Source organism: Bradyrhizobium sp. 138 (genome assembly GCF_023074075.1).
GTDB lineage: Bacteria > Pseudomonadota > Alphaproteobacteria > Rhizobiales > Xanthobacteraceae > Bradyrhizobium.
In genome coordinates, this window is sequence record NZ_JADPKT010000055.1 from 143275 (window position 1) to 160712 (window position 17438).

17 protein-coding genes are annotated in these 17438 nt (G+C 65.2%); all 17 read right to left on the reverse strand.

Annotated features, from left to right (window positions below):
- Nucleotides 1-4: 4 nt before the first annotated feature.
- The gene (gene fliR / locus IVA79_RS19620) at nt 5-757 is read right to left on the reverse strand and encodes a flagellar biosynthesis protein FliR (RefSeq protein WP_247555662.1); all 753 of its coding nucleotides are present in this window, start codon (nt 755-757) and stop codon (nt 5-7) included.
- Nucleotides 754-2835, reverse strand: coding sequence for a flagellar biosynthesis protein FlhA (gene flhA / locus IVA79_RS19625; RefSeq protein ID WP_247555665.1), 2082 nt, complete (start codon nt 2833-2835; stop codon nt 754-756). Before flhA ends, fliR begins: the two co-directional genes overlap by 4 nt.
- 78 nt (nt 2836-2913) lie before the next feature.
- Entirely contained in the window at nt 2914-3180 is a 267-nt protein-coding gene (gene fliQ / locus IVA79_RS19630) for a flagellar biosynthesis protein FliQ (RefSeq protein WP_027572776.1), read from the reverse strand.
- Entirely contained in the window at nt 3177-3587 is a 411-nt protein-coding gene (flgD, locus tag IVA79_RS19635; protein WP_247555666.1) for a flagellar hook assembly protein FlgD, read from the reverse strand. Before flgD ends, fliQ begins: the two co-directional genes overlap by 4 nt.
- Nucleotides 3588-3603: 16 nt before the next feature.
- Nucleotides 3604-4014, reverse strand: a complete 411-nt coding sequence (gene flbT, locus IVA79_RS19640) for a flagellar biosynthesis repressor FlbT (RefSeq protein WP_247555668.1) — start codon at nt 4012-4014, stop codon at nt 3604-3606.
- Nucleotides 4014-4358 carry a flagellar biosynthesis regulator FlaF gene (gene flaF / locus IVA79_RS19645; protein ID WP_247555670.1) on the reverse strand — a complete coding sequence of 115 codons (345 nt, stop codon included), beginning with the start codon at nt 4356-4358 and terminating at the stop codon, nt 4014-4016. Before flaF ends, flbT begins: the two co-directional genes overlap by 1 nt.
- A gap of 56 nt (nt 4359-4414) precedes the next feature.
- Nucleotides 4415-5461, reverse strand: a complete 1047-nt coding sequence (locus tag IVA79_RS19650; RefSeq protein WP_247555672.1) for a flagellar hook-associated family protein — start codon at nt 5459-5461, stop codon at nt 4415-4417.
- Between the two features lie 3 nt (nt 5462-5464).
- Nucleotides 5465-6943, reverse strand: coding sequence for a flagellar hook-associated protein FlgK (gene flgK / locus IVA79_RS19655; protein ID WP_247555674.1), 1479 nt, complete (start codon nt 6941-6943; stop codon nt 5465-5467).
- A 34-nt stretch (nt 6944-6977) separates the two neighbouring features.
- Nucleotides 6978-8210, reverse strand: a complete 1233-nt coding sequence (locus IVA79_RS19660; RefSeq protein ID WP_247555676.1) for a flagellar hook protein FlgE — start codon at nt 8208-8210, stop codon at nt 6978-6980.
- A gap of 106 nt (nt 8211-8316) precedes the next feature.
- Nucleotides 8317-8898 (reverse strand): transglycosylase SLT domain-containing protein, encoded by a 582-nt coding sequence (locus IVA79_RS19665; RefSeq protein WP_247555679.1) that lies wholly within the window; start codon nt 8896-8898, stop codon nt 8317-8319.
- Nucleotides 8849-10177, reverse strand: a complete 1329-nt coding sequence (locus tag IVA79_RS19670; protein WP_247555682.1) for a flagellar hook-length control protein FliK — start codon at nt 10175-10177, stop codon at nt 8849-8851. The genes IVA79_RS19665 and IVA79_RS19670 overlap by 50 nt, the downstream gene beginning before the upstream one ends.
- Complete coding sequence (locus tag IVA79_RS19675) at nt 10174-11346, reverse strand: chemotaxis protein (protein WP_247555684.1); 1173 nt, start codon at nt 11344-11346, stop codon at nt 10174-10176. The genes IVA79_RS19670 and IVA79_RS19675 overlap by 4 nt, the downstream gene beginning before the upstream one ends.
- Complete coding sequence (locus IVA79_RS19680) at nt 11343-12656, reverse strand: MotB family protein (protein WP_247555686.1); 1314 nt, start codon at nt 12654-12656, stop codon at nt 11343-11345. Before IVA79_RS19680 ends, IVA79_RS19675 begins: the two co-directional genes overlap by 4 nt.
- A gap of 6 nt (nt 12657-12662) precedes the next feature.
- Nucleotides 12663-13355 carry a hypothetical protein gene (locus IVA79_RS19685; RefSeq protein WP_247555688.1) on the reverse strand — a complete coding sequence of 231 codons (693 nt, stop codon included), beginning with the start codon at nt 13353-13355 and terminating at the stop codon, nt 12663-12665.
- Nucleotides 13352-14977 carry a flagellar basal-body MS-ring/collar protein FliF gene (fliF, locus tag IVA79_RS19690; protein ID WP_247555690.1) on the reverse strand — a complete coding sequence of 542 codons (1626 nt, stop codon included), beginning with the start codon at nt 14975-14977 and terminating at the stop codon, nt 13352-13354. Before fliF ends, IVA79_RS19685 begins: the two co-directional genes overlap by 4 nt.
- A gap of 303 nt (nt 14978-15280) precedes the next feature.
- Nucleotides 15281-16192, reverse strand: a complete 912-nt coding sequence (locus IVA79_RS19695; RefSeq protein ID WP_247555692.1) for a flagellin — start codon at nt 16190-16192, stop codon at nt 15281-15283.
- Nucleotides 16193-16460: 268 nt separating this feature from the next.
- Nucleotides 16461-17366: a flagellin gene (locus IVA79_RS19700; protein WP_247555693.1), complete on the reverse strand. Its 906-nt coding sequence runs from the start codon at nt 17364-17366 to the stop codon at nt 16461-16463.
- Between the last annotated feature and the right edge of the window lie 72 nt (nt 17367-17438).

Here is a 17438-nt window from a genome sequence, read left to right on the forward strand (position 1 = left end):
CCGATCACTCCGCCAGCCACGACGAGACGCCGAGCATGAATTGCGTCAGCAGTTCGTCGCTGGTGAGATAGAGCAGCAGGAAGCCGCCGAACAGCACGAAGGGCACCGAGATGAAATAGACCGGAATCGCCGGCGTCAGCTTGTTGATCAGGCCGACCGCCAGGTTGACGATCACCGAATAGACGATGAAGGGGCTGGTGATCCGCAGCGTCAGCACGAATGCTTCGGACAGGCGGCCGACCAGCTGGTCGAGCGCCATGCTGCCGCCGAGCCTGTTGCCGGGATGCCAGACGTCGTAGGAGTTCATCAGCCCGCGCAGGACCTGCCAATGCTGGTCGGTCATGAAAAACAGCGTGGTGACGGACACCATGATCAGCGGCACCAGCGCCGGCGCCGGATCGCTGTCGGCGACCGGCGTTCCCGGGATGTTGCTCAACCCGATCGCGCTCGCCATCACGGTCGCCATGGTCTGCAGCGCGAGAAAGAACACCCGCCCGCCGAGCCCGATGACGCTGCCGACCAGGAGCTCGGAGCTGATCAGAAGTGCCAGCGTCAGCGGCGCCGCATTGTCCGTGAGAGGTTTCAGAACCGTGATGAGGATCGGCGCCAGCGCGAACGTCGTGACCAGCGCGACGAACAGGCGGACCTGGGCCGGAACGTTGACGCTGGAATAGCCGGGCACCAGCATCAGGCAGGCGCCGATGCGACAGAACACGATGAACGTCACCAGCACGCTGTCGGCAAGGCCAGCGATCACGATATGGCTCCGAGCGCTCTGATCTCGGCACAGCGCGCGACCTCGACATGCGACAGCACCGGCAATGTCGGGAACACCCGCTCCAGGATCATCCGGACGTAGGGCCGCGCTTCGGGGGTCACCGCCAGCACCACGCTGGTGCCGCTCTCGGTGAACTTGCGGATCGCGGCGCTGGCTTCGGTCGCGAACTGCTCGATCAGGCGCGGATCGGCGTCGAACTCGACGACGTCGCCCTTGGCGTCGCGCTTCAGGCTCTGGTGGAACGCGAGGTCCCAGCGGTTGCCGAGCCTGATAACGTTGAGCACGCCATTGTCGGAGAGGTCGCCGCAGATCTGCTGCGCGAGCCGCGTCCGCACGTGCTCGGCGACCTGCTCGGAGCGCCGCACATGGGGCGCGATCTCGGCGATCGCCTCGAGGACCAGATGGAGGTTGCGAATGGAGACCCGCTCGGCCAGCAGGATCTTCAGGATCGCCAGCAGGCCGGAATAGGAGATCTGCGACGGGCAGAGATCCTCGACCAGGCGCTTGTACTCGGGATCGAGCCGATCGAGCAGCGCCCGCATGTCCTTGTAGGACAGGAGCTGGGCGAGGTTCGCCCTGATCACTTCGCTCAAATGCGTGAGCAGCACCGACAAATTGTCGACCGGCTTGCAGCCCTGCCGCTTGACCTCGTCCGTGAAGGCTTCCGTCACCCACAGTGCCTTCATGCCGAAAGCGGGCTCGATCACCTCTTCGCCGGGCACGTCGGGCTTGCCGTCCTTGTCGACCAGCACGAGCACCTCGCCGAGCCTGAGCTCGCCATGGGCGACGCGGGTGTCGTGGATCCGGATCTGGTAGCCCTTGGGGTCGATCGACAGATTGTCGGTGAGCTTGATCTCGGGAACGACGAAGCCGTATTGCTTGGCGAACTTCTTGCGGATCTTGGCGACGCGGTGCGCGAGCTCCGTGCGCGAGCCCAGGAGATGGACCGAGAGGTGGCCGCCGAGCGCCAGCTCGATCTCGGCGGTCTTGAGCTGCTCCTTGACGGATTCCTTGGCCTCGATCTGGGCACGCTCGTCGGCCTTGAGCGCCGCCTCCTTGCGCTCCCGGGCGGCCTGCTGCCTCGGCAGCGAGTAACCGACGAAGGCCATGACGCCGCCGAGCAGCACGAAGGGCGCCAGCGGCAGGCCCGGCATCAGGGCCAGCACGAACATCATCAGCGCGGCCGCCGACACCGCGCGCGGATAGCCGCCGAGCTGCCGCAGCACCGCCTGCTCCGCCGACCCCCTGGTGCCGCCCTTGGAGACCAGAAGGCCCGCCGACAGCGACACGATCAGCGCCGGCATCTGCGACACCAGACCGTCGCCGACGGAGAGCTTTGTGTAGACGTCGGCGGCGCGCGACAGGGTCAGCCCGTGATGGGTGACGCCGATGATGATGCCACCGAAAATGTTGATCGCGGTGATGAGCAGGCCGGCGATGGCATCGCCCCGGACGAACTTCGAGGCACCGTCCATGGCGCCGAAGAACGCGCTCTCCTCTTCGAGCTCGCGGCGCCGGCGCTGGGCTTCCTTGTCGTCGATCAGGCCGGCGGACAGGTCCGCGTCGATCGCCATCTGCTTGCCGGGGATGGCGTCCAGGGTAAAACGGGCTCCGACTTCGGCGATACGCGTCGCACCCTTGGTGATCACGACGAAGTTCACCGTGACCAGGATGGCGAAGATGATCAGGCCGATGACGAAGTCGCCGCCCATGACGAACTTGGAGAAGCCGGCGACGACGTGGCCGGCGGCCTGCTCGCCCTCCCCGCCGCGCGACAGGATCAGGCGGGTGGTCGCGACGTTCAGCGCCAGGCGCAGGATCGTCGCGATCAGCAGCACGGTCGGGAAGGCCGAGAAGTCGAGCGGTCGCTGGATCCACAGCGCGACCATCAGGATCAGCGCCGACAGCGCGATCGAGAACGCAAGGCCGAGATCGATCAGGATCGGCGGGATCGGCAGGAACAGGATCGTGAGCATGGCCACGATACCGCCGGCAAAAAAAGCGTCGGCCCCCAATCGACGTGGGGTCGGCAGGCTAGCAACTAACGTATCGGCCATGGGTCACCGGCAGAGGGGTCCGGTGCGCAATTTGCCGCGCAAAGCTTACGCGAGGGTGGTGGCAGGCCGCCGTCCGGATCAGAAGCCGTGCTCGATCCGCGAATAGACCATCTCGGTGAAGGTGGAGAGATGCGCCCCGATGAAGGAGCCGGAGACGGCGACGACCAGCAGAATGACGATGATCTTCGGAACGAAGGTCAGCGTCACCTCCTGGATCTGGGTCAGCGCCTGGATCAGCGCGATGACGGTGCCGACCAGCATCGCGGCGCCGACCGCGGGCCCGGAGGCGACGATGATGGTCCAGATCGCCGCCTGGACGATGTCGAGGGCGTCGCGCTCGTTCATGACTGGCTGATCGTGAGCCCGGGCCCGACCGCGACCTTGGTGCCGTCCTGCAGCGTCGCGATGGAGCCGTCGCTGTTGATGGAGACCGAGACCACCTTGCCGCTGAAGGTCGCGCCGGTCGAATCGGTGAAGCTGACGGTCTTGCCGATCAGCCCGTTGGCCTGCGACAGCGACTGCGAGGACAGCAGCGCGTCGAGCTTCGCATTGGTCTGCATCGCCTGCTCCACCGTCGAGAGCTGCGCGAACTGGCTCATATATTCCGAGGTTTCCATCGGATTGGTCGGATCCTGGTTCTTCATCTGGGCGATGAGGAGCTGAAGAAACGTATTGTAGTCGACGCCGCTGCTCGACGTCGTCGTGGTGGGGCCGGCCGAATTGGACTTGTCGGTCGCGCTGGTGACGTTCATGTAGCTCTCTCCGCTGTCAGGCAGCCTCGACGGGGGACATGGGGGCGGCGCCGGCCAGGATCGCCTGCTCCACCGGGAACAGGGCCCGGATCCGCTTGAGCGCCTCGAAATAGCGGGTCGCCTCGACCAATTCGTCGACCGCGCCAAGTCCGTCCAGCATCTCGCGGCTCTCGCACACGGCACACAGCGCCGCGTGATGCTGCGCGTAGAGCGCCGCGGCATCGCGGATGTCGGTCGGGTTCATCAGCATGAGCTGGACGATGAAGTAGAGCTGCCGCAGCGCCGTTGTGGCGTCTGAGGCCTGCATGACCTGCCCTTCGAGCAGGAACATCACGTCGTTGACGAGCTCGACGGAGACCTTGCGGTCCACGCGGAGCACCGCGCCATTGATGTAGATCCGTTCGCCCGCCCGCAAGGAGACTTTCATCAAAGGGCGTCTCGGATCAGGCGGTTGATTTCGATGAGTTGCATCACGTCGTTCGATCTCTCCTCGCGAAGGCGGTCGGCTTCCTTGACGACCCACAGGCCGATCGAGATGATGTCGGCGCGCAGCTTGTCCGGCAGCCCGTTTTCCGGGTGCGAGAGATCCTCGATGAAGATGGTCCACAGCCGCCGCACATAGAGCAGACTCTCGATGAGATCCTCGAGGCTGAAGCGGCCCTTCTGGAGACGCTCGAGCCGGTCGATGCCGAGGCTGAGCGCCTGCCGCTCGCGGCCCCGCGCCTCAAAACCGCTCTCGTCGACGACCGCTTCATAGGCTTCAAACGTCATCAGAACCACTCTGCGCAGGAGACCGAATAACAGGACAAAGGTTGCGAGCTTCGACCTTAGAGATAGTTGATGAGGCTGATCTGCTGGAGCTGCGAGGTCAGCGCGAGGGCCGTCTTGATCTGGGTCTGCAAGGTATTGACGCGGACCGAGGCCTCGGTCGGATCGACCGCCTCCATCTTGACGATCTGGTTGTTGAGGATGTCCTTCTGGATCTTCAGCTTCTCGGATGCGCCGGTGACCCGTTGCTGGATCGAGCCGACGGTACCGCCGAGCACGGCGAGATCGTTGATCGCGCCGCTGACGAGACCGATGGCCTTGTCGACGACGACCTGAAACGTGTCCTTGCTCAGGCTGGTGTTGCCGAGGTCGGTCAGCATCGTGTAGGCCTCGGCCAGCTTGCGGAAGCCGAGCTGGTTGGCGCTGACCGAGCTGTCGACGACCTCGGTCGTGGAGATGCGGCTCGACAGCGTCTGATCCGTGGCCGCCGACCAATTGGTGTTCCAGGCCGGGCTCGCGAACTCGGGATCGAGGGTGTTGTCGAGGAAATTCTGCATCTGCGCCGGGGTGATCGTGCCGACGCCCGCCGCGGACTGCGAGAAGCCGAACGTCGCCAGGAAGTCCGCATCGACCTGGTTCTTGCTGGCCGAGCCGGCCGTGTAGTCCGTGACCGGCACGGTCTGCGTATTGATGCCGCCGAACAAGAACGAGCCGTTGTAGGAGACGTTGAGCGCGCCGATGAGATCCTGAAGGTTGGCGGAGGCGCTCGGCAGGATGATCTTCGCACCGCTGTCGGCGTCGCGGGCCGCGATCAGGTTCTTGAGGAATTCCGAGGCGGTCTTGCCGAGCTGCGTGATCCGGTTCTGGGTCACGTCGAGGCGCCCCGAAACCAGCTCATTGGTGTCGACCAGCTGATCGGCGAAGTTGAAATCGGCGCGCAGCGCCACGTCGCGGCCCGTCCCCGTGCCGAGCTCGAGGCCGACATCGGCGAACCGGCCGGTGGTCGCTTCTTTCGAGGCCTTGGTCAGCGCGGCCTGGTTGTTCGGGATCGACGACCTCAACGACGACGACATCATCAGGGTCGAGATGTAGTTGGCGCTCATCATGACTTAATTCCCCACGGCAGCCAGCAGGCTCTGCAACATCTCGTCGACGGTCGAGATGATCTTCGACGACGCCGAATAGGTGCGCTCGACCTGGAGCATCAGCGACATCTCGTCGTCCATGTTGACGCCGGCGACGTTGGACAGCGCCGCGGTGCTGCGGTCGAGCAGCGTGTTCTGGTACTGGACGTTGTCGTCAGCGGTCTTGCGCTGGCTTTCGATCCAGCTCGCCGAGGACGAGGCGAACTCGATCACGCTGCCGCTCGGCTTGCCTTGGGCCGTGACGTCGAACGGTTGCGGCGCATTCATGTTGTTGATGAGTTGCTGGAGCCGCGTCGAGAAGCCGGCATTGCCGGTCGTGTTGTAATTATACGCGGGAACGCCGCTGATGGCGCCGTCGCGCAGCAGGTTCGGGTTTCCGCCCAGGGCCGGATCGACCGACGCGGCAACCGTGATCGTGCCGGCGAGGCCGACCGAGATCGTGGCGCTGGCGGGCATCGCCGGCGCGCCGGGATAGGTGAACAGGCCGGGCCTGTCCGGCAGCGTCGGGACCGCCGACTGGTCGCTTTCCTTGAAGGCATCGATCAGGCCGCGTGCGATTTCGTCGAGCTGGCTCTGATACGTGATCGTGTCCTTGTCGCGCAGCTGGGCAAGGCCGGCAAGCTTGCCGGACTTCAGCGGCATGACGGAATTGGCCCCGGTCACCGGCACGCCGTCGATGAAGACGGCATTGCCCGTGGTGCCGGCGGTGTAGGCATTGGTCGGCGCGAAGCTCACTGTCCGCGCGATCTTGTCGAACAGCACGACGCCGCTGTCGGCATAGAGCGCCGCATCGCCGTTGGGACGCAGCGACATGGTGACGCCGACTTCCTGCGACAGCCTCGAGACGATGCTGTCGCGCTGGTCGAGATAGTCGGTGACGTCGTCGCCGGTAACCGTGCCCTTCACGATCGCGGTGTTGACGGTCTCGAACTGGGTCAGCAGCTGGTTGATGTTGGCGACCGACGTCGCCATGTCGGCGTCCGCGCCCTCGCGGACCGACTGCACGGTCTTTGTAGCCTGGTTGAGCGTCGTCACCATGTCCTTGGCGGACGTCACGGCGCCCTTCGCCAGGGTCGCATTGTCGGTGGAGTTGGCGAATTGCTGCAGCGCCTGCTTGAGTTTGTTGAGCTGGGCGGTCGGCGACTGTTCGAGCTCGGGATCGTCCACGGTTGCGGCCGCGATCTTCTGCAGACCGTCGTAGATCACGCCCTGCTTGGCCGACGACGACGTCGCGGTCAGGACGTTGGAATAGAGGCCGGAGCTCGCGGCGCGCTGGATCGCCGCAACATAGACGCCGGCGCCGGGAAGGTTGTCCAGCACGGCGATCTTGCGCGAATAGCCGGTGGAGCTGGCACCGGCGATATTGCGCGAGATCGTCGACGACTGGATGCTCGACGCCATGAGCGAGGAGCGGGCCGAGTTGAGGGCGGCGGTAAGGGACATGATCTGCTCTTGCCCGGGATGGGCGCTTTGGGACTTAGCGCTTCAGGTTGACGACGACGTCGAGCAGGTCAGAGCCGGTCTGGAATGATTTCGAGTTCGCGGTGAAGCCGCGCTGCGCCTCGATCATGCCGGTGAGTTCGTCCGCAAGGTCGACATTGGAGTCCTCCAGGGCGCTGGACTGGACCGTGCCGAGCCCACCCGTGCCGGCATTTCCGACCTGCGCGTTGCCGGAATTCATGTTGGTCGAATAGACGTTGCCCGGCTCCGGCGTCAGATTGTCGGGGCTCGCGACGTCGGCGAGCATGATGGTGTAGAGCGCCAGCTGCTGCCCGTTCTTGAGGATCGCCGTCACGTGGCCGGCATCGTCGATATCAACCTTGTCGATGGCTGAGGGAACGCTGCCATTGACGGTGGCCTTGAAGCTGAAGTCGGTGCCGACCTGGGTCAAGTTCGACAGGTCCAGGGTCATCGCCGCGCCCCCGGGAACGGTGAAGCTGAGGCCGGTCGGGCTCGCCGCGGCGAGCGCGCCCTTGCCGGCCGCCGTCGTGTCGAAGGTGAAAGTGGTGGCAGCGGCGAGCGAGGTGCCCGTCGCGGAATCATAGACTTGAACCTGCCAGGTGTCCGAGCCGACAGCCGTCGCCGTGTGGGACATATAGACGTCGAGCGTCACGGCCTGGCCGATATTGTTGTAGGCCACGATCGAGCTCTTCGATGAATATGACGCCGGGCCGGGCGGGCCAGCAATGACAGCCGCCTTCGGATCCAGATTGCCGGTCGTGAGCGTCCCCGCCGTCGACGGCACCGGCACCTGCGAAACCTGGGCAATGTTGACGATCTGCATGCCGGACAGGCTGTTTTGCGAGAAGTTGCTCACGAGGCCGGGCTGGCCCAGAAGATAGAAACCGGCCCCGTTGACCAGATTGCCCTGGCTGTCAGGCACGAACGAGCCGGCGCGCGTCAGATATTGCTGCGTGTTGTTGGCGTTCGACACCACGAAGAAGCCATTGCCCTGGACGCGAAGGTCCGTGGTCGATGTGGTATACTGTGTGTTGCCCGCGTCGCTGATGGCATAGCGAACCTTGGTCTCGACCGCGCCGGAATCATAGTTGCCGGAGCCGCTCTTCAGGATCAGCGAGGAGAATTCGGTGGAAGCCCGCTTATAGCCTGTGGTGTTGACGTTGGCGATGTTGTCCGAAACCGTCGATAGCTTGTTGGACTGCGCGTTCATTCCGGAAACGCCGGTGCGCATAACACCATACAGGCTCATGAATTGGGCTCCTTTGGTAGGTTGCAGCTACAATGGGGGTTCTTGCTTGCGCGGGGCTGATGATTGGGAGCGATGCACAACTTGTCGTCGTCCCTCAGTTGTTGCTTCAGGTTGCTTTCGGCTGACAGAGCGAACGCGCCTTGTCGGTCCAGGCGCCGAAGCCGCTCGAGACGAGATGAGCGACGATGTGACAGACGTAGCGCTTCTGCGCCGGCTGGTTGTTGGGGCCGGCATTGTAGCGCGCGACTGCCATGGTCCAGCTGCCTTCGCGCTGCTTCAGCTCTTTCAGGAAGCGCGCGGCATAGTCGACGTTTCTGGCGGGATCGAACATCGACCGCACCGAGGCGAACTTGTCGCCGTGATAATAGTGATTGATCTGCATGCAACCGAGGTCGATCAACTTGATCCCCTTGGCCCGCATCGCCTCGAAACTCGCCATAGCGTCGTCGATGCCCTTGGCGAACACGGTCTGGCCGTCGGCGCCGAGGGCATAGGGATGGAGCGCGCCGCGCCGCCCGGTCTCGGTGAGGCCGACCGCATAGAGAATGCCGAGCGGAATCCCGTGCTGCTGCGCCGCGCGCGCCATCTCGCGCTCGCAGGGGCGCGCGTTGTCAGGCGCCGCTGCCGCAGCGCCGGCGTTACAGATAAACAGGGCCGCGACGATGATGCGGCGCCACGTCCTGGTCATGACGCTTCTCCTGATTGGACTGGCGCTCCTGGCGAGCCTGCTTCGCTCCGCCGTCGGACTGCCCCGACGACGTGCCGGCGCCGTCGAACGTGCCTTGCGACTGCGACGAGGGATGTTGCTGGCCCGAGAGCTGCGGCTGCGACTGACCGGAGCCACTCTGGAATCCGTCCAGCGAGCCGTGCTGCACCGGCGCGACGTCGGCAACGTAGCCCGCCGACTGCACGAGATCGCGGATCTGGTCGCGCTGCTGGTCCAGCATCTGGCTGGTGTCCTTGCGCTCGGCCGCAAGATGGATCGACACTTCGGTGCCGACGAGACGAAGGCGCAGGGTGACGTTGCCGAGCGCGGGCGGCTCGAGATTGATGGTCAGGATCTTGAGCGGCTGATCCGGCGCATTGGTCTGGGACGCCGAGAGATCGGGTGCTGCGGCCGCAGCAGGGCTTGCGGTCTCCTTCAACTCGCCGACGACCGCATTGGCGACCTGTTGCGGAGCGTTGAATTGCGCCGGCGGCAGATGGGTCTCCTGCTGGATCACGGTGACTTTCGTGGTCTCGGGCAGTGCGTCACGCCCCGCGGCCTTGGCAGCGCGCTCGACGTTGGCCGTGACCGCCTCGAAGCCTGATGTCGCGGGCATTGGGTTCGATGACTCACCGCGTTGCGGCGCTGTCGATTGCGGCGCGGCCATCGCTTGCGAAGCCGCAATTTGCGAGCGTGCGGCGGTCGGAGCGACACCGGATGGGGCCGTGTCGGCCATCGCTGCCTTCGCCGCGCCCTGACCTTCGCGCTTCGTCGTGGAGGACCGCTCGTCGCGCTCGGCGGGCTGCGTTTGCATCTGCGGCTTCAGGGCAGGCGCCGCTGCGATCTCCTGCCCAATCACCACGGCCATGCCCGTCTGGTCCTGAACCTGCGTCTGGGCGGCATGATCGGCCGCACGTTGTTTCTCCGACGACTTGTCGGCCTTGGTGTCGGAAGACTCCTCCAAGGACTTTGCTCGCTCGGACACCGCGATGCGCTCGTGCCCCGTCGCGTCCTTTTTCTCTTTTTCGGCCGGATGAGCCAAACGCGTGCGCAGGGGCTCGGCCGCCGCGGTCGTCTCGCTGCCATCGTCCTTCAGGGCCTGCTTGGCGAGGTTCGAGACGGTGCGAAGCAGATCGTTGAACGACGAGCTTGCCTGCGATTTGGCCCCGGCGCTCTTTGCCGCGCGCGATGTCCCGCGCATGTTGAGGCTCTCGGCGAGGCCCGAAAAAAGCTGTCCGGATGTTCCACTGAGCTTGGTCATGGACGGCGGTCCCTGGTGAGGAGTTCGAGTTCGCCGAGCTGCTTCTGCGCGCGCGCGAGCGTCATGGTCGATGACGACAGATCGAGACGCGCCGGCGTTGCCGGAGGCTTGTCGGCGGTGGATCCGCCCGGGAGCGGCTTGCGAACGTCGAGCGCGAGCTGCATCGTGGCATTCAGAAGGGGGACGTCACGCTCGGGCAGCTTCGACCGGTCGACCGCCTTCAGCTCGGCAAGACCGCCGTCATATTCGTCGGTGAGCGCGCGCGAGGCACCGCGGAAGAAATGCGCCCGTTCGCGATCCGCGGAGGCGTCGGTGCTGAGCGTTAACGCCCGCTCACTGGCAAGGCGCGTCACGGCCAGCTGTCCCCGCAGCATCGCCGCCCGCGCGATCACGAGATAGAGCTTGAGGCGGCTCGCGCGATCGATCTGCTCCAGCAGGGCGGCGATCCGCGCAAAGCGGCGCCCGTCGAGCGCCAGGCTCGATTGCGTCAGGCCGGTGGAAAAGCGCTGCCAGAAATCGCCGGCATAGATCGAGTTGCGGTAGTGGCGGAGATAGGCCAGCGTCAGGAACTCGAACTTGTCGAAATCCTCCGCCTGCCCGACCAGCAGGATCTCACGCCGCAGCGCCGCTTCCTCCACCAGCGTGCCGGGCAGCAGCAGGCGCGCGTCGTCCAGGCGCTCGATCGCGAATGATGCCTCGACCCGCGCGAACAACGCGCCCTGGACCAGCGCGACCTGACCGCCAAGGCCCGAGGGAAGCGTTCGCGGCTTGACGTCCTTGAGCTGCTCGCGCGCTTCCTCCTGACGCCCCTCGACATAGGCGAGCGCGCCGTTGAACAGCCGCTCGTCCACATTCATCTTGTCGCGCGGCAGCTTGCGGACGATTTGCGGCGCGCCGCCGCTGAGCAGATAGATGACCACGGCCTGGCTGTTCTGCGGATTGCTCCACACAGTGGGATCGGCGGCGAGAAACTTTTCTCCGATCTGCCGGTTCAGCGCGACGTGGCTACCATGCGCGGCGGTGTCGCCGCTGGCGATGCCGTCCTGCACCGCCTGCAGCGCGCGGACGAGCTCATAAGGCTCGCCGCCCTGGCGGGCGGGCTCGGCAAGCACGTTCGCCGCCGTGAACGGCAGGAACAGCAGGGCGATGCAGAGCAGCGGTCTGATCAAGGGCGCTTCTCACGGACCAGGATCTCGATCCGGCGGTTCTGCGCGGCAGCGGGATCGTTCGGAAGCTTCGGCCGCCTATCCGCGTAGCCTTCGACATGCTCGATCCGCTGCGCGTCGACGCCGGAGCGAACCAGCATGTAATAGGCCATCTGGGCGCGAGCGGTCGACAGCCGCCAATTGTCGTAAGTCTCCGAGCGATACGGCCGATTGTCGGTATGGCCACGGACGATGATCATGCCCTGGCGTTTCGTCAGCAGCGGCCCGATCTTGTCGATCACGCGGATGAGTTCGGGCCGCGGCTCGGCCGAGCCGACCGCGAACATGCCGAAGCTCGCATCGTCGGTCAGGCTGATCAGGAGACCCTCCTCGACCTGACGCACTTCGGCCGCCGGCCCTGCGCCCGCCTTGATGTCCGACAGCGCGTCCGCGATCGCGGCCTGAAGCTGCTTGACGGTCGGCTGCTGGGTTTGCGCCGCATCGCGCGGTTCGCTCTCCTTCGCCGTGTCGCTCGGACGCGCCTGTGCGGCGGCGTTGGCTTGAACGCTCGCTTGGGCGCTGGCCTCGCGTGGCGATTGCGCCGACGCGGGTCCCGGCGGCAGCAAGGGCGACAGGCTCGCAGACGACGCATCCGTGCTGGGAGCTGCGCTTCCGCCGACATCGTCCGCCTTGACCCGACGCGCCTGCTGCTCGCCTTGATTTGTGGCGGGCGCCGCGTCGCGCGCGGAGGCATTTGGCTTGGACTCGCTCTCGATCATGCGATCCGCGTCCTTGGACGCTTGCGGCGCCAGCTTCCAATAGCCGGGGTCGAAGGGATCGCGGTAGGCGTCGCCACCCTTGAGGCCGTCCTCTTCGGCGGACGTCAGCGCGCCGGCCCGCCGTTGGCCGGAGGCCTGGTTCGCGCTGCTCGCGATCTCGGCGAGCGTCGCGTAGGGATCGCGGAACAGCACCTTCTCTTCATAAAAGGGCGGCTTCTCGGCCGTCGGGGAATCGCCGCGGCGTTCCTCATTCGGGCCGGCCGGCTGACGCCTGCCGTCCTGACCTTCGAACGACGACGGCTCCTTCTTGGAGAGATCCTTGAGGCCCTTCGGGGCAGGCGCGTTCTCCGCGAGCTTGATCGGGTTGAAATAGCTCGCGACCACCTGCTTCTGGTCCTGGTTGAGCGCGTTGAGCAGCCACATGACCAGGAAAAACGCCATCATCGCGGTCATGAAGTCCGCATAGGCGATCTTCCAGACGCCACCGTGATGCGCCTCCTCAGCGAAGGCGCTGCGCCGGCGGACGATCACGATCTCATGCTTGACCTCTTCCATGGCGGGTTACCGGCGCGCTTCCTTCAGGCGTTCGCTCCATGCCGAGATCTGCGTCTCGATCACGGTCTGGTCGGCCACGACACGAACCTCCAGCGCCTCGGCGGCCTCGTATTCGATGCCGATTCGCCTCGACGCCTCGAGCTGTGTCTTGACGAGGTCGAGCAGCTCGCTCGGGCCGGTGACCTTGAACGCCGGCACCGAGGAGTTGCCGGTCAGCGCCGCAATCTGCTCGACCAGCGATCCGATCGCCTTGTCGCGGACCGCATCGGCGAGGAACGGCAGCAATATCCGCGCAACCGAGCTTGCGATGTTGGTCTCGATCTCGCGGCACGCCGCCTCGAATCCGCTGACGATCGCGACCGCCTGCTGGTCGGACCATTTGGCGCGCTCCTCGCCGAGCCGGATCGCGCTGCGGACGCGCTCCTCGGCAAGCCTGGCATCGCCCTCCGCGACGCCGGCCGCATGGCCGCGCCGGTAAGCGTCATCCAGGAGATTGACCGGCGGCTCTTCCGCCTTCGGCGCCGGAGACGGCGACTGCGGCAGAGGCTGCGGGTGAGCCTGAAGCTGCGGCTGAGGCTCGCGCACGACCTCCTTCGGCCTTGTCAGCACGTCCTGGATCCTGGGCGGCGGAGGCGGTGGTGACTTGGTCCTGCCGTTCGCATCGAACTGCGTCAGGAGCTTTCCGATTGCCGCGTTCATGCCGCCTCCTCGCGTCGCATCCAGTCTTTAAGGATCGCCGCCGCCTGCGCCTGATCGAGCCGAACGATCTGCTCCAGCCGCTTCTGCGGCGTTCGCTGCATCTTGCCTTCGAGGTCTTCGACGAGATTGAGCTCGGGATCCTGGCTCTCGGCCAGTGCAAGGGCGGTCGCAGCTTCGAGCTCGGCAACCTCGGCAGCCTCGGCCTGCTCCTGCTCCGCGCGATGGGTCAGAATGCCGTTGACGGCCGGCCGCAATCCGAACCAGACCAGCATCGAAGCAACGGCCAGGATCGTCACCGCGTTGATGACGCTGCCGAGCTGCTTGTTGATCATCTCGACGAAGCTGATCGGCGGCACCGGCGCCAGTTCGCGCGAGCCCTCGATGAAGTCGACGGCCGTCACCTGGATCTGGTCGCCGCGCTGCTTGTCCAGTCCGCCGGCCGTCGCCGCGAGCTGGCTGATCTCGGCGAGCTTGCTGTCGACGATGGCCTGGTTGGTCTTGTCGCCGAGATCGGCGACCAGCCGCGCACGATTGACGAGGACGGCGATGAAGAGCTTCTTCACCGAATAGCCGTCGCTCACCGTCGTCGTGGTCTTGGACGAGACCTCGAAATTGGTGACGTCCTCGCGGCGGGTCTTGTCCTCGTTGGAGTTCTTGCCGCCGCCGGCATTCACCTGCTGATCGGGAAGATTCTGTTGCACCGTCGTCGGCGTCGAACGGTCGGCGTTCTGCGACGATTCCTTCTCGCGCACGTTCCGTACCGACCGCTCGGCGCGGCCCTCCGGATCGTAGACGGTCTCGTTGATCTGCCGCTTGTCGGTGGAGAGCTGCGGCGCGACGCTGACCTCGAAATTGTCGAGGCCGAGATACGGCGTCAGCGCCTTTCGGATGTTCTCCTGCACCATGCCGCCGACCGTTTTCTGCAGGCTCGCCATCTTGGTCGGGGCGGCGGTGGCCTCGTCCTCCTCGGCGAGCAGCGTCGAGCCGTCGGCGTCCAGCACAGTCACCTTGTCGCGGCTCATGCCGGGAATGGCGGCGGCGACGAGATGACGGATCGACTGCGCCGTGCGCGCCTCGATGGCGCCGTCGGTGCGCAGCACGACCGAGGCCGAAGGCGGCTGCTGCGTCGCGCGGAACGAGCCGCGCACCGGCAGCACGATATGCACCCGCGCCGCCTTGACGCCCTTCATCAACTGCACCGTGCGCGCGATCTCGCCTTCCAGCGCCCGGAGCTTGGTGACCTCCTGCATGAAGGAGGTCAGGCCGAGCGAGCCGATCTTGTCGAACAGCTCGTAGCCGGAATTGGCGCTGGTCGGCAGCCCTTTCTCGGCGAGCAGCATCCGCGCCTGCATGGTCTGGCTCGGACGCACCGAGAGCGCATCTCCGGCCGTATTGACGTCGAAGGTGATGTTCTGCTCGCGCAGCGCCGCGCCCATGCGCGTCACGTCTTCGCGGGTGAGGCCGGTATAGAGCGTCTCGAATTCAGGCCGGCTCAGATAGTACGCGCCGCCGACGACGGTGACGAGAACGGCAAAGCCGATCAATCCCAAGGCCATCAGGCGTCGCGGCCCAAGCTCCAGCAGATTGTTGAGCAGTTGCTGTACCTGCGCACGACTGAGCATATGACCTCGTACCAATGCGAACGGTGAGGACACTCGGCTGCCAACCTTGTCTGAAGGTTGCGCGAGGCTACGAAGGTGGCGGTTCGCTGGCGAGGCGTTGCAATTTTACAAGACGGCCGGGCGACGCATTCAATTTGGCAGCCGCAAGCGGACGCTCGCGCATGGCAGCGCGATCGGCTGCGCCGTGTTGCACGAAGTCTGGCGTCGGGAGGTTGATTGCGGCACGTTCGTGCCGTCGCGTCCGCCGATCATGGCGGGGACCGTGCTCCCTTAGGGGAGCACGGTCGTTTTCGAGGCCGTCGCTTAGCCGCGGAACAGCGACAGGATGCTCTGGCTGTTCTGGTTGGCGATCGAGAGCGCCTGAACGCCGAGCTGCTGCTGGGTCTGCAGCGCCTGGAGCCGGGTCGATTCCGCGTTCATGTCGGCGTCGACGAGCTGACCGATACCGCGATCCACCGAGTCCATCAGCGACTTCACGAATTCCGTGTTGTTCGAGATGCGGTTCTTGATGGCGCCGAGGTTGGCGGCGGACTGGCTGACCGTGTTGATCGCGCCGGTGACCTGCGCGATGTAGCCGTCGATCGTGGTCTGGTCGGCCGCGGAGTCGGTCAGCGCACCGATGTTGATGGTGTCGACCGACGCGCTGCCGCTCACCGTGTCGAGGATGCCGGCCGTGGTCGAGGTGTAGAGCGAGTAGTTGGCGACCGTCACCGTGATGGTGTTGATCGTGGGCGTGCCGCCGACGCGCGAGAACGACGACACCAAATTGACCGTCGCCGGGGTGGATGCGTTGGTGCTCAGCCAGTTCACGCCGTTGAACGTCGCCGCGTTGGCCACGTTCTTCATGTCCTGCTGGATCTGGGTGATTTCAGCCTGGATCTTGGTGCGGTCGATGCCGGCGGTCTTGGCTTCGACCAGCAGCGCCTGGAGCTTGGTCAGGCCGGAGTTCTGGTCGCCGATGACCTTGTTCAGGGCGGTGTATTCGGTATCGACGGTCGCAGCCGACAGACCGAGCGAGTCGGAAACGGCGGAGAGCGCGGCGTTGTCGGCGCGCATCGAGGTCGCGATCGACCAATAGGCCGAGTTGTCCGAAGCGGTCGCAACGCGCTGGCCGGTCGAGATGCGGTTTTCGGTCGTCTGCAGGTTGGCGCTGACATTCCGGAGGGTCTGGAGCGCAGTCATTGCAGCGGAGTTGGTAAGCAGGCTGGAAGCCATCTTTGATGTCCCTTTTGAAAGCAGATTGGATTTTGGGGACATACCGGGCTTGCACCGGTACGACAGGGCGGCATCATGCCTTTGGGCTGCGGAAATGCGCGTGAGCCCAACCCGTCGTAGCGGTGAGGATAGCCAGCGAAGCTTGTGCGGGGCTTGTGGCGCCGTGATCCCGCTGCAACAGGGCAGCCGGAATCATGGCGGCGGCATCGCACCAAACGAAAGGGCCGCGCTTCGCGAGAAGCGCGGCCCTCCCAAGATCGTCCTGGACTTAGCGGAACAGCGACAGGATGCTCTGGCTGTTGTTGTTGGCGATCGAGAGCGCCTGAACGCCGAGCTGCTGCTGAACCTGGAGGGCCGCCAGGCGGGTGGACTCCTGGTTCATGTCGGCGTCGACGAGCTGGCCGATACCGCGATCCACCGAGTCCATCAGCGACTTCACGAACTCCGAGTTGTTCGAGATACGGTTCTTGATGGCGCCGAGGTTGGCGGCGCCCGAAGCGACCGTGCCGATCGCCGCGGTGACCTGCGCGATGTAGCCATCGAGCGTGGTCTGGTCAGCGGCCGAGTCGGTCAGCGCACCGATGTTGATGGTGTCGACCGACGCGCTGCCGCTCACCGTGTCGAGGATGCCGCTCGTGGTCGAGGTGTAGAGCGAGTAGTTGGCCACGGTCACGGTGATCGAGCTGGTGGTCGGCGTGGAGCCGACGCGCGAGAACGACGACACCAGATTGACGGTCGCCGGCGTGGAGGCGTTGGTGCTCAGCCAGTTGACGCCGTTGAACGTTGCCGCGCCGGCCACGTTCTTCATGTCCTGCTGGATCTGGGTGATTTCCGACTGGATCTTGCTGCGATCGACACCGGCGGTCTTGGCTTGCACCAGCAACGACTGCAGCTTGGTCAGGCCGGAGTTGCTGTCGCCGATGACCTTGTTGAGAGCGGTGTACTCGGTGTCGACGGTCGCGGCCGACAGACCGAGCGAGTCGGAGACGGCGGAGAGCGCGGCGTTGTCGGCGCGCATCGAGGTCGCGATCGACCAATAGGCGGCGTTGTCCGAGGCCGTGGCGACGCGCTGGCCGGTGGAGATCCGGCTCTGCGTGGTGGAGAGTTGCGAGCTGACAGACCGCAGGGTCTGGAGCGCAGTCATGGCGGACGAGTTCGTGAGCAGGCTTGACATTGCGAATGTCCCTTTATGTACGCGTTACATTTTCATCAGGGGACATACCGGGCTTGCACCGGTACGGAGGGG